Raw genomic sequence first — 12,839 nt, forward strand, 5'->3', positions numbered from 1 at the left:
ATCCGCCGACGGCCAAGGATGAATCCCGTGAACGGATGGTGTAAAATGGGAGATATCCTAAGGGCGGATGTGGTCTGATGCTGTTGCTGGAGAAAATATTTGCGGTCATCTCTATAGGGAATCTGATCTTGGCCGTTGTCCTCATTTTTATGGAGCGACGCAATATAGCGGCCACCTGGGCATGGCTGATGGTCTTGCTGTTTTTGCCGGGGGTCGGATTTATTCTGTACCTGGTATTTGGGCAACGGTTAAGCAAAAAAAAGCTGTATCGCCTGAAAGAGGGGGAGTTCTCCCATTTCCGGGCAGCTGTCGATAAACAAAAGCATGTACTGGAGCAAGGCCATTTCAACGTGAACGATCCAGCGATGGAGAGGCACCGGGACATGATTTACATGAACGTGGTGAGCGACGGTGCTTACTATACGCAAGATAATACCCTCCAGGTGTTTTATGAAGGAAACGGGTTTTTCGACGCCATGTTCAAACAGATTGAAGGAGCCCGCGAGCATATTCACCTGCTGTACTACATCATCCGAAATGACGAGCTGGGCCATAAGCTGATCGACCTACTGGTGAAAAAGGCGGAGCAAGGTGTCGAGGTCAGGCTGCTCTATGATGCGGTAGGCTCAGCCGGTATTCCTTCACGCTTTTTCCGTCCATTGCAGGGGGTTGGCGGAGAGGTTGTCTCCTTTTTCCCTTCCTCGATTCCGTTTCTGAATTTCCGGGTCAACTTTCGGAATCACCGCAAGCTGACGATCGTTGATGGAAAAGTCGGCTTCATCGGTGGCTTTAACATCGGGGATGAATACTTGGGAAAAGACAAGAAGCTTGGATATTGGAGAGATACGCACCTGCAGATCGAAGGAAAAGCAGTGTATATGCTCCAGGCCCGATTCTTTTTGGATTGGAACCTCTCAGCACCAAAAAGAATGCAGGAGTCATTTGCTTATTTCCCGGAAATGAATGATCTGGAAGGGAAAATTGGCGTCCAAATTGTATCGAGTGGTCCCAACTCTGAAAAGCAGCAAATCAAGCATGCGTATTTGAAGATGATTTACAAGGCGAGAAAAAAGATTTACATGCAGACGCCGTATTTCATCCCCGATGACAGTATGCTGACTGCGCTCAAAATGGCAGCGATGTCTGGTGTTGACGTGCGTGTGATGGTGCCGGGACGTCCCGATCATTTGATGGTGTTCTGGGCGACTCATTCCTATCTGGGGGAGCTTTTGAAGAGCGGAGTACGATGCTTTTTGTATGAAAAAGGCTTCATGCATGCCAAGACATTGGTTGTGGATACACAGCTATCCTCTGTAGGTACCGCCAATGTGGACATTCGCAGCTTCAAGCTCAATTTTGAAACGAATGCGTTTCTGTATGATACGAAAATGGCGCAGGAGCTGGAGGAGTTGTTCATGGCTGATCTGGCTGATTGCCGGGAAATGACGACCGATGAGTATTTGAACAGACCAATGCGCTCGCGAATGCAGGAGTCGTTGACGCGGTTGCTGTCTCCGATTTTATAAAATCCGAGGAATTAATAAGGACCCACTGGCCGGAAAATGGCTGGTGGGTCCTTCGCTTGTTGTATGGACGGTGAGGTGTGCTTAGGCTGTACCTAGCTTGACGCCCATCTCGGTCAAATATTGGCGATACGCGATGCTGGCGCGGTCGCATTTGAGTGAAAGCTCGATTTGCAGATCGAGAGGAAGGTCTTCTGGCTTTTGATTTTCCACGATCGGCTTGTCTTGGGCGAAAATCAAATCCTGGAATTTGGTGATTTCCTCGTCTTCCAGATTCATTTCATAGTTGAAAGAGAGTACGCCGTAAGCGACTGTTTCCTGTTCGTTTAGCGGCATAACGGTCAACAGGATCGACATTTTGTTGCCATTTTCCTGGTCGCGCTTGGTGAATTTCACTGTCAGAGGACGGATGATTTCATAGGTGTAATACACGTGCTTGGCTTGTCCTGTTCCATCCGGATCAGGCTGGAAAACGGCGATTTCATCGGTGCGAATGACGCCGTCAGCATCTCGATGGACACGATAATCACCAATTTCTGTGTGCGTGGAAACACCAAGATAGCCCTCGTGAACAACGGCCAGATGACCGACATCGAGGAAGTTTTCTACGACACGCGGTGGCTTGGCGTTTACCGTTTGTGGACCCCAGATGACATTGCGATAGTTTTCGTCTTCAAATTCAGGCAAGGCAAAAAACGCAGGCGATTCGTTGCTGAGATTGACCCAGATAAAGCCGTAGCGCTCCACACAGGCATACGGAATCGCGCGAGCTTTGCCAGGAATGGCTTGATCTTCAGGTAGCTGCGGAATTTTGACACAGGCACCGGAGGATTCGTATTCCCAGCCATGATAGGGACAAACCAGCTTGCCATCTCTGACGCAGCCCAGTGACAGGGCAGCGCCTCTATGAATACAGAGGTCTTTAAACGCATGAATTCCTTCTTCGTTGCGGAATAGTACGATCCGCTCACCCATAATGGTAACCTGGGTCGGACGGTCTAGGACATCCGTCGAACGACAGGCGACAATCCACTCATTACGCAGTACAGCATCTTGCACGATCATCTATTGGACACTCCTTTAATAGGATGTTCAAAAAGCGGCGTTAAAACAGTTCTCTTTTTGAACGGGATGGGTTCTCTCCATTCGAATACTCCCTCATTGTAGCGGGTTGAAGGAAGACAAGTCAACCTAAAACACGAACATTCACAAATTGTTTACCGGTTTTTGTTTGATATTAGTTGCGCTTTTTAGGAATTATGACTTATAATCTGCGATATAATGTTCGTTATTCGTAATTATGAATCCTGGGAGGCCATCAGAAAGTGGAACAACATCGCGAAAGCACGGGGCTTGTAGTGGGCATCGATGACAAAATTGGCGTGGGTAAGGCGTTTTTGCTTGGATTGCAGCATGTGCTGGCTATGGACTTGTATATTGCTCCGATTATTATTGCTGGATTACTTACCATGGACTCTTCTAGTACTTCCTTTTTCATCCAAATGTGTTTTCTCGCGACTGGTATCGGCACGTTGATCCAGACTGGATTTGGCTTGCGCCTGCCTGTCGTACAAGGACCTTCTTATGTACCAATCGGTGCTCTCGCTGCAATTGGCAGCAAGCTCGGCATGGCAGCGATGATGGGTAGCCTGATTCCTGGGGCTTTGTTCATGGCGCTTTTGGGATATCCACTCAAATGGTTTGCAAAAGGTGTTCGCAAGTTCATTCCTCCATTGGTCGGGGGAACGGTAATTATTATTGTAGGGATCTCGTTGATGCCAACTGGAATGGGCAACATTTATCGTGCTCCGGGGGATATTTGGACGAATATTTTTATCGCGGCGGTTTCTGCGGGTGTTCTCGTAATCTGTATGCTGCTTGGCACCAGAGCCAAAGTGGCAGGTGCATTTTTTAGACTCGTTTCCGTTCTGATTGCCATTTTGGTAGGGACGCTGACTGCTGCCTACTTCGGAACGGTAGATTTCAGTGCGGTAGGACAAGCACCATGGCTTTCCGTGCCAAAGCTCTTTCCATATGGCGCTCCAGTATTTGATCTTAGTGCTGTATTGACGATGCTGTTCGTGTACATGATCATCATGATTGAAACGACAGGAACCTGGTTTGTTGTTTCAACCGTTACAGATAGTGAATTAACAGAGAAGCGCCTGAATCGCGGTGCAATGGGCGAAGGATTGGGGTGTTTTGTAGGGGCTTTGTTCGGGGGTACACCTACTACCGGTTATTCCTCCAATGCTGGTCTGATTGCGGTAACCGGTGTCGGCAGCCGGATGGCGATCATGGCAGGTGGAATCATTTTGATTGCACTTGGCTTGGTTCCAAAGCTGTCCGCAGCGATTACCTGTATTCCGGAGCCAGTCATCAACGGTATTTTCGGGATTGTTTGTGTGGCGATTGTAGCAAACGGCATTAAAGTCATCCAAAACATTTCCATCGATGATCGTACGATGATGGTTATTGGCTTGCCGATCCTGATGACGATGGCTGTGACTGTCTTGCCAAAGGATGCATTGGCGGGTGTACCTGATTTCGTGAACTACATTCTGTCGTCCGGCATTACTGTTGGTGCGTTGGCTACTGTTCTTTTGAATGTGTTGATTCCGGAGAGCAAAAAGAAGAAGGGGCAGGTAGCGCAGCCTCAAACGGTAGCCCAATAGAACAAAACGGTCATGACCGTTTTTCCCTCTCGTCGGGGGACAAAAGTGTTTGACCTCAAGCGGTCACATCCACTTTTATAAAAAGCGTCTCGACGTTTTTCACAGAAAAAAACACAGCCCGGTTTGGTTTTTCGCCGGAGCTGTGTTTTTATTTTGTGCACCTTGCCCAAGCAAGAATAGTGGCTATAGCTTGGTCGGTGCTTTTTCTCCTGTTAAGTACTTCACAGCTTCATCCAGCTGTGCTTCAATCAAAATCGGATCGTAGCCTAGCCATCTTTCCAAATCAACTACATACACGTGATTGTTTTTAACCGCAGGCAGGTTCTTCCACAGGCTGCTTTCTTCGATTTCCTTCAAATACTTGACCGCATCATCGCCTGGGTGAAGCATGAGGAAGATATGATCTGCTGCATATTCAGGCAAAAGCTCCATCGATACGTCCTTCGACCAGAAAAGAGGGTCTTTTTCGATTTCAGCTTTGATCAGTGCCGGTGGCTTCAATTGAAGAGAGTTGAACAGGACATGCCCCATATTGCGTGCTCCATAAAATTTGGTTGTTTTCGCACGGATATTCAAGGCAGCAACAGTAGCGTCCGTTCCGATCTTGGCTTGTACCAGTTTACGTGCTTCCTCTACCTTTGCATTGTGCTTCGCCAGCCATTCTTCGCCTTCTTTTTCTCTACCAAGCACTTCTGCGACTTTTTTTACATGCCCAAATACATCGTATTCATTAAAATCGATGGGCACTACTGGAGCAATCTTCGTCAAATTTTCGTACACCTGTTCTTCCGCTTCGGTGTCGATCAGGATCAGGTCTGGTTGCAGCTCCAGGATTTTTTCGAGATTGAAGGCATCGTAATCACCTACTACCTCGATTCCATCAATCAGGGGAGCCATGTCTTCGCCTTCCATGTGTCCTTTGAGCGCTCCGATCGGTTTCACGCCCAGTGCGAGCATATGACTCAAATATTGCAGCGCAACAACACGTTGTGGTTTGACAGGAATGACTGACTCGCCTTTTGCATGTTTATAGACGCGTGTTTCCACTTGCTTGTTATCCCCGGCAGATGCAGCCTCTTGAGAGGATGGGGTAGAGCTTTGCTGACCAGATTGGTTTTGACCCGCGCTTTGTCCGCAAGCGGTGAGGAAGACCAGGGTCAGAAGCATAAGCCCGGAAAGCCATGTCTGTATACGTGATTTTTTCATGATTACCCTCCGAAATGAAAATCATTCTCAATAACAAGGACAATGTTACCGTGAATTCATTTTTACATCCATGGAGGATATTCCGTTTTTATTTGGATAATATGGAGGCCACGATTGCTTTTGCTTGGTCAAAAACTGCACGGCTTCTTCCAATTGAACCTCAAGCGACAGAGGATCATAGGCAAACCAAGTAGGATTAAGCAGCACGACCTGCCCTTTTTGAACAGCAGGCAATTGGTTCCACGATTCTTGCTTCATCAATGCCTGCAAATGCGCCCGAGAGAGGTCATCATCAAAAACATGGACAAACATCCAGTCGCCAGCATACGCGCTCAATTGCTTTTCTGAGATAGGAGTAGCCCAAAAATGAGGGTCGTTTTTCAGTTTTTCCTGAATGATCGCAGGCGGGGTTAGCTCCAGGGAGCGGTACAGGACATGACCGATATTCCGTACGCCGTAAGCGAGCAGGCTCGTTGCCCTCACATTGAGAATAGAGACGGTTTCTTCTTTATTCATGGAGCCGTTTACGAATTTCTTCGCCTTTTGGACTTTTTGCTCGTGCTGCTTGAGCCACGAAGCTGCCCTTTCTTGCATTCCGAGAACATCGGCTATCTTTTTAAAATGACCGAAGACATCGTGAGCGAGCCACGGCAGGGCAATCGTAGGAGCGATTTTGGAAAAGGCTGAACAGTCCTCCGTGTAATCCGTCAAAATGAAGGTCGGCTCCAACGGCTTGATCATCTCGGGATCATCGTTGGACAAGCTGACGATGTAATCTGCTTCCTTGAGCTGCAGCTGCTCACGCAAATAGAGAACCTGGTCCTCGGGAGCAGCAATCGGCCTGATCCCGAGAGCCATCAAATATTCAGCATACTGGAGGGTGACAGGTGAGACGTGCTTTTGGCTCATGCGAATGTAGACGGAAGGAGAAACGCCAACCTGCTGCTTGAAGCGCCTGCTGAAATAAAATTCATCCTCGTAACCGATGAGTCGGGCAACTTCACGCAATCGTTTATCTGATTCACGCAGCAGCTTCTTCGCCTGTTCCATCCGGTAGCTGGTCAAATACTCGATGGGGCTTTTTCCTACCTTCTTTTTAAAAATTTCCGTGTAGTATCGAGGGGTGAGACCTGCTTGCTTCGCCAAATCTACCAATCCAATCGAATCGGCAAAATTCGTATGAATGTACGTCACGGTGCGGTCTACGACAGTAGAAGATTTCTCATCAATCGACGACGGAGGATTACTCCAGATCAAATGAAGCAGCTGCTGAAAGCGGATCTGATTTTGCAAGATTTCCAGCGGATCACGGGTGCGTCGGTTGAGATATAGTGTTTGGGCAAGCTCGGTACAACGATTGTTCGAATGAAGGAAGTATTCTTCGTATTCTGGCTTCCAGGAACGGTTTGGCGAATAAACATGATCGGAATCAGAACCCTGTTGCAATACGTCAAAATCGAACAGAAGAAATCCAAGCTGCTCTTTTTCAGCAGAGCTGATTTGCATTGAGGATTCCTCGTGAACGAACAGGGCACTCCCGGTTGTGATCGTACTGGGAGCGGACTTTGTATGAAAAAAGCCCGTCCCTTCTGTCACGATCACAACCATATGGGCAGATAAGTCAGCGAGAGACTTTGTTTCACCCGGCAACAGCTTCACTTGCTCCGTGCTTTTTAGTACAAACATTGAAAGAGGCGTAAGCTCAGGGTGCAGATGGTCAGAATGATGATCGGACATGGTTACCTCTCATTCCAGATTTGATCACGCGTGCGGGAAATCTCTCAAGAAACGAGCTCGAAAGATTCCGTTACGACAATGCTTCCTTTTACAGATTGAACCATCGGGCAGTTTTTGCTAGCTGCTTCGATCGCTTTTTGTACCTTTTCTTCTTTTAGATTTTCACCTGTAATAATGAAGTGGAGATGAATTTTTTCGACGCGGTTTGCTTCAGCTTCATTGCGTTCCACTTCGGCGGTGACTTTCATATCAGTGCAGGGCATTCTCATTTTATCCAAAACCTTGCGCAGAACGCCTCCACTGCAAACAGCGATAGATGAAACGAGCAGCTGGAATGGACGAAAGCCGTACTCTTCATCCCCGGATACATGCAGGTCACCGTAGGATAGATGAGTGACAAAGCCTTTTTCCTTTGCCTCGAAGTGCATGGACATGTAAAAACCCTCCCTGAATCTTTTTCTTCATTATATAGAAAAAGAGAGCGAGGATGAATAACGGGTTGAACGAAAGTGTCGAGCATCTGCGCGTAAACGATTGACGGTGATCATAATGGTAAAAAGAAAGAAGGCTCTTACGAAGCGGCGATGCTGCCTTGTAAGAGCCATTCTATTTATCAGAAGGGAAAGCTAGTGATTATTTTCCCTCATTTTCGCTGCTCAAAAGAGATTGAATGCAATGTGGCAGCATGTCCATCAAGGTATCAAACGCATAATCGACGTGGAGGCGCTCTGTCCACTGGTGGGCATCACGTCCGACAGGGCCCAGATTCAATACAGGCACATCAAATGCCTCGAGCTCTTGCAGTGGGATGGAATAGCCATTATCCCACAACGGCATATTCGCAACAAGTGGCTTCATGGATGCAGCCGGGTATTGCAGACCGACGTAACTGAGGTCAGAGATGCCGCCAAAGTAGTTTTGTTTCACCAGGGTGACTTGATGCTTGTCACGCGCATAGCTTTCCATTTCCGTGGAAATACGTTTGATCAACGGATGATTGCGGGAGCTGACGGCCGGGTAAAACGGTGGAGCAAAGAACAGAATCATCATCGGGGACAGTTCTTTGCAGAGAATCGCCAATTGATCGACCAGCTCGATGGTGGTATCACGATCATCCTTGTCATTGCGGTTGGCGATGACGTCGGCTTCAAGCTGCTTCAGCTTATCTTCGCCATGAGTTTTGAGCGCATACGCGTAGAGCTCTTCATAGGTCATCACGGAGATAGACAAATCGCGAGGATGAAACGGTGCAAAATTCGCGAATTGGCTGGCATGCTTGATGTAGTTTTCCTTGATACGATCTGCTACGTTTCTGGCTGCGTCAAGAAGCGGCTCTACGACTTCCTCCATGCGTTTTTCCAGAAGGAACAGGTTGAACAGAGTCACTGCGCGATGAGGAATTTGCACGGAATACTCTTTTTTCAAATCCTTCTGGATCAGGTTGGTTGGCGGTGGAGAAGCTTCGCCCTCTACCACTTCACAAAAAGAGGTATTCAGCTCCAGCTCACACGTAATCTGGGAGGCCATATAGTTTCCGTTCAGGCCAGCAAACGGCTCGCCCACGTGGGTTTCTTTCCCGTAGCAAAGAAACCCAGGCAATACTTTTCCGATGGAGCCTGTGTACAAATATTTGTTTTGGTCACCTGGGTAGCGTGTAAACATTGGCTCGGAGTTGAGGACAGTCTTGTACTCCAGATCGAATTCTTCAGCAATCTTCAAGAGAGCAGGCACGGCTGCTCGCATCCCGACAGAGTTCACTTCCTCGTCAGGAACAGTCAATAACAGAATATTGCCATCAAATTCTCCGGCGATGGCACGCTCAATCATCGACATGTGCAGAGTCAAGCCGCATTTCATGTCCATGGTTCCTCGGCCGAACAACCAGTTGCCTGTGCGAATATCCTGTTGCACTTCCGTAGGCATATCCGCCTGATTTTGCAGGAATAGAGGAGTTAGCGTCTTAGGGTCGAACGAATGCTTCTGCCAAGCACCGTAATCCTCTACATCGACCACATCAAAATGGCTGACCAAAATAATGGTGTCGCGAACGCTCTCTTTTTTGACCAGAGCTGTAACAAAATGACGATCGTCACCAGTCGGATTGGCGCGTACATGATCCGGGTTCGCTTGGTAGTAAGGCAGCGTGCGCAGCTGCTCGACTACGTAGTGAGGCAAATCCTTCTCTGCAGCTGACCCGGTAACGCTCGGGATGTTTACCAGGTTGCACAGAAGATCAACTAATTGTTCTTTTGTCTGCCATTTTTGCATGGTGATAGCCTCCGTTTTCCGTATAGTGAAAACTCTTTCCGCTTAGTGGGTAAAAAAATTAGGATAATGCTCCAATTTTTTGGGAGATTTCCATAGCGCTTTTCTGAGCTTTTTCAATCAGCGAGGCCAAAACCTCATCGGTAATGCGATAGCTCGGTACCCCGATGCTCAATGCCCCAACCACTTTTTGGTTATAGCCGAGAATCGGTGCGGCTACAGAAGCAGTTCCTTCTGTCTTTTCACCGTAGCTGGTGGCGTAACCATTGCGCTTGATCTCAGGCAGTCGGTCCAAGAGTTCTTTGCGCTTGTCTGGATCAGATACTAGCCCGGAAACAATCTTCTCCGCTTCCTTTGCGGGCATGTTGGCGAGGATGGTCTTGTTAGCAGCTCCGATGTGCATCGGGATTCGCTCGCCCAGATTATCAATGATTCGAACAGTCATAGAGCTTTCGACGCGCTCTACGATGATCGAGTCAGCACCGTTTGGAATGTTTAGGTAGACGGTTTCGTTCACATCTGCCGCCAGCCGTTCGATGACGGAGCGGGCAACGGCCCGGGTGTCGATCTTATCCAATAGACGCAGACCGATTTCCATCCACGTAAAGCCTACTTTGTAATGCTTGGTTTCCGGATTTTGCATAATAAGTCCATATTTCATCAAGCTGCTGATTAATCGATGCACCGTGCTTAGAGGCAGTGTCGTCTCTTCAGCAATTTCCGAAATGGACCAATGCGTTTTACTCTCGTCAGAAACTAGTACCGAAATGATGCTCATCGCTCGATCAATAGATTGTACCAACGTATTTCCCCCCTGACTTTCTTGTGCAAGAGTACGGCTTGGAGATGCCTCGCTGGCCTTTTCAAGTAACAATCTATCAGAATACTTTCACTGAATCAACATAATTTAAAGCGGATAAAATTTCGTTGACAAAAAATTTAAAACTATTTTACATTAGGAGTGTGTAATTTTGAATAACAGAATAAATTTCGTATTGTGGAAAAATTAAAAAGATTGTCAGGGTTCACGCTACGAATTTTTGCAAAAGAGAAGGGAGCTACCTATCATGAAATTTTCACGCGCGATCGTAAAGAAACCAGCAGCCAGCTATGTGAACGGTTTGACAACCTCAGACCTGGGCAAGCCAGATTTTGCACTTGCGCTTGAGCAGCATGCGGCATATGTAGAGGCTTTGAAGCAAACTGGCCTGGAAGTAACCGTTTTGGAAGCAGATGAGCGTTTCCCTGATTCCACATTTGTCGAGGACACTGCTGTTTTGACCGAAAAATGTGCAGTAATTACCAACCCAGGTGCAGACAGCCGCAACGGTGAGATCGAGGATATGAAGACGATTATCCCGCGCTTCTACGATACAATCGAATACATCCAGGCACCTGGCTTCCTTGATGGTGGGGATGTGATGCAAGTAGAAAATCATTTTTACGTAGGTCTCTCTACACGTACGAATGAAGCAGGAGCGATTCAGTTCCGTGAAATTTTGGCCAAGTATGGCTATGAGGTTACGATTGTTCAATTGGAGGAGTTCTTCCATCTGAAGACGGGCATCGCTTATTTGGGCAATAACACAGTGGTGCTCGCAGGCGAATTCATCGAATCTGACACCTTCAAGGACTACAAGCACATCATCATTGAAAAAGAAGTAGAGTACTCCGCTAACTGCATCCACATCAACGATTATGTCATCATTCCAAAAGGCTTCGAGAGCACGAAAAAACAAATCACGGATGCTGGCTACAATGTGATTGAGCTGGATATGTCTGAATTCCGTAAACAAGATGGTGGATTGAGCTGCCTGTCCCTGCGCTTCTAGTGCAGGCAGTTCCCCCTTCCTAAACCAACCTCTCTAGAGGCTACCTCAAGGAGGAGCAGCCGCGTTTTCGTGGTGAGTTTCCCTGCGTATAAGAATTCATAAGCGCGAAAAATCGTTTATGAATTCTTATACGTAAAAAAAGATTGCGCTTACATTTTTCCGTCAACCAGCCATGGAAAGAGAGGGTTCCTATGAATACGGGAAATGAAAAAGATACTCAGCTGCAACGTTCGATGAAAAGCCGCCACTTGTTTATGTTATCGCTGGGTGGGGTTATTGGGACAGGACTGTTTTTGAATGCCGGCTTTACGATTAATCAAGCTGGTCCAGGTGGGGCTGTTCTTGCCTATATCGTCGGGGGTATTCTCTTGTACCTCGTGATGACATGTCTGGGGGAGCTTTCTGTCAAAATGCCTGTAACTGGCTCCTTTCAAACGTACGCTACCAAATACATTGGCCCGGCAAGCGGCTTTACGCTTGGCTGGATGTATTGGCTTGGGTCAGCGACGACTGCCGGTGTAGAGTTTACCGCCGCAGGGATGGTTATGCAAAGATGGTTCCCGGATACACCGGTATGGATCTGGTGCGCCGTGTTTATTGTTTTGCTCTTTGCGTTTAATGCACTGACAACCAAGGGCTTTGCGGAAACCGAGTACTGGTTTGCCGGAATTAAGGTATTGGCGGTACTTGTTTTCATTGTTGTCGGAATAGGGGCTATCTTTGGATTTGTCAGTATGGAGGGCAGACCAGCACCATTCTTGTCCAACTTCACAGCAGAAGGGGGACTCTTTCCGTTTGGAATTACGATTGTTTTTGTCACGATGATGAACGTCGTGTTCTCTTATCAGGGCTCTGAATTGATCGGGATTGCTGCGGGTGAAACAGAAAACCCACAGAAAAACATTCCCCGTGCCATCCGCAACGTTGTTTTCCGTATTCTCATGTTTTACGTTGCTTCTGTCATGATTCTGTCCGCTCTCTTCCCTTCCAGTGAGCTGGGCCTTCTGGAAAGCCCGTTTGTAACGGTTTTTGATGCTGTCGGAATTCCGTTTGCAGCAGATATCATGAACTTTGTCATTTTGACAGCGCTTTTATCGGTAGGAAACTCTTGCTTATATGCGGCTACGCGCTTGCTGTGGGCACTTTCGCACAGCGGCATGGCGCATCCGGTCTTCGGCAAATTGACCAAACGCAGCGTACCGCTTAACGCGTTGCTGGCTACACTGGCATTCTCGCTGTTGTCGCTTCTGACCAGTGTGCTTGCGGCAGATACCGTGTACGTTCTGCTCATGTCCGTCTCAGGGATCGCCGTTACCTTTACGTGGATGGGGATTGCACTTTCGCAATTCAACTTCCGCCGCCAATACTTGCGAGAAGGCGGCAAAGTAGAAGACTTGCAGTTTGTTGCCCCGTTTTACCCGGTAATGCCCATCTTGTGTTTGGCTTTGTGTACGTTTATTTTGCTCTTCCCGATTTTTGACGCGACGCAGCGGTTTGGACTGTACTATGGAATTGCCGCTCTGGTCGTATTTTACCTCTACTATTACTTGCGCTACGGTCGCAAGAAGTCAAAGCACCCGGATATACCGACCCAAGGGTAA

At 47.7% G+C, this 12,839-nt stretch carries 10 protein-coding genes; 4 read left to right on the forward strand and 6 right to left on the reverse strand.

Going from position 1 to position 12,839, the window contains the following annotated elements:
* The first annotated feature begins 77 nt into the window (after nt 1–77).
* Nucleotides 78–1,526: a cardiolipin synthase gene (gene cls / locus ADS79_RS23355; protein WP_049740743.1), complete on the forward strand. Its 1,449-nt coding sequence runs from the start codon at nt 78–80 to the stop codon at nt 1,524–1,526.
* An 81-nt stretch (nt 1,527–1,607) separates the two neighbouring features.
* Here the strand turns inward: cls and ADS79_RS23360 are convergent, their stop codons facing one another.
* Entirely contained in the window at nt 1,608–2,588 is a 981-nt protein-coding gene (locus tag ADS79_RS23360; protein WP_049740744.1) for an aromatic ring-hydroxylating dioxygenase subunit alpha, read from the reverse strand.
* Between the two features lie 260 nt (nt 2,589–2,848).
* Here ADS79_RS23360 and ADS79_RS23365 point away from each other — a divergent pair, with 260 nt between their 5' ends.
* A complete protein-coding gene (locus ADS79_RS23365; protein ID WP_049740745.1) occupies nt 2,849–4,198 on the forward strand; it encodes a uracil-xanthine permease family protein in 1,350 nt (449 codons plus the stop codon).
* 183 nt (nt 4,199–4,381) lie between these two features.
* Here the strand turns inward: ADS79_RS23365 and ADS79_RS23370 are convergent, their stop codons facing one another.
* The 5 genes from ADS79_RS23370 to ADS79_RS23390 all read right to left on the reverse strand — a co-directional run bounded on the left by ADS79_RS23370 (nt 4,382) and on the right by ADS79_RS23390 (nt 10,208).
* Nucleotides 4,382–5,404 carry an ABC transporter substrate-binding protein gene (locus ADS79_RS23370; protein ID WP_049740746.1) on the reverse strand — a complete coding sequence of 341 codons (1,023 nt, stop codon included), beginning with the start codon at nt 5,402–5,404 and terminating at the stop codon, nt 4,382–4,384.
* Between the two features lie 45 nt (nt 5,405–5,449).
* The gene (locus ADS79_RS23375; RefSeq protein WP_236700062.1) at nt 5,450–7,141 is read right to left on the reverse strand and encodes a helix-turn-helix domain-containing protein; all 1,692 of its coding nucleotides are present in this window, start codon (nt 7,139–7,141) and stop codon (nt 5,450–5,452) included.
* A 44-nt stretch (nt 7,142–7,185) separates the two neighbouring features.
* Nucleotides 7,186–7,569: an OsmC family protein gene (locus ADS79_RS23380; RefSeq protein WP_049741121.1), complete on the reverse strand. Its 384-nt coding sequence runs from the start codon at nt 7,567–7,569 to the stop codon at nt 7,186–7,188.
* Nucleotides 7,570–7,774: 205 nt separating this feature from the next.
* A complete protein-coding gene (locus tag ADS79_RS23385; protein WP_049740747.1) occupies nt 7,775–9,409 on the reverse strand; it encodes a M20/M25/M40 family metallo-hydrolase in 1,635 nt (544 codons plus the stop codon).
* Between the two features lie 58 nt (nt 9,410–9,467).
* Entirely contained in the window at nt 9,468–10,208 is a 741-nt protein-coding gene (locus ADS79_RS23390; RefSeq protein ID WP_049740748.1) for an IclR family transcriptional regulator, read from the reverse strand.
* Nucleotides 10,209–10,473: 265 nt separating this feature from the next.
* On the opposite strand from ADS79_RS23390, the gene ADS79_RS23395 reads away from it, so the two are divergent.
* Both ADS79_RS23395 and ADS79_RS23400 read left to right on the forward strand, forming a co-directional pair.
* Nucleotides 10,474–11,238 carry a dimethylarginine dimethylaminohydrolase family protein gene (locus tag ADS79_RS23395; protein ID WP_049740749.1) on the forward strand — a complete coding sequence of 255 codons (765 nt, stop codon included), beginning with the start codon at nt 10,474–10,476 and terminating at the stop codon, nt 11,236–11,238.
* A gap of 191 nt (nt 11,239–11,429) precedes the next feature.
* Nucleotides 11,430–12,839, forward strand: a complete 1,410-nt coding sequence (locus ADS79_RS23400) for an amino acid permease (RefSeq protein ID WP_049740750.1) — start codon at nt 11,430–11,432, stop codon at nt 12,837–12,839.

This window comes from Brevibacillus reuszeri, assembly GCF_001187725.1.
Taxonomy (GTDB): domain Bacteria; phylum Bacillota; class Bacilli; order Brevibacillales; family Brevibacillaceae; genus Brevibacillus; species Brevibacillus reuszeri.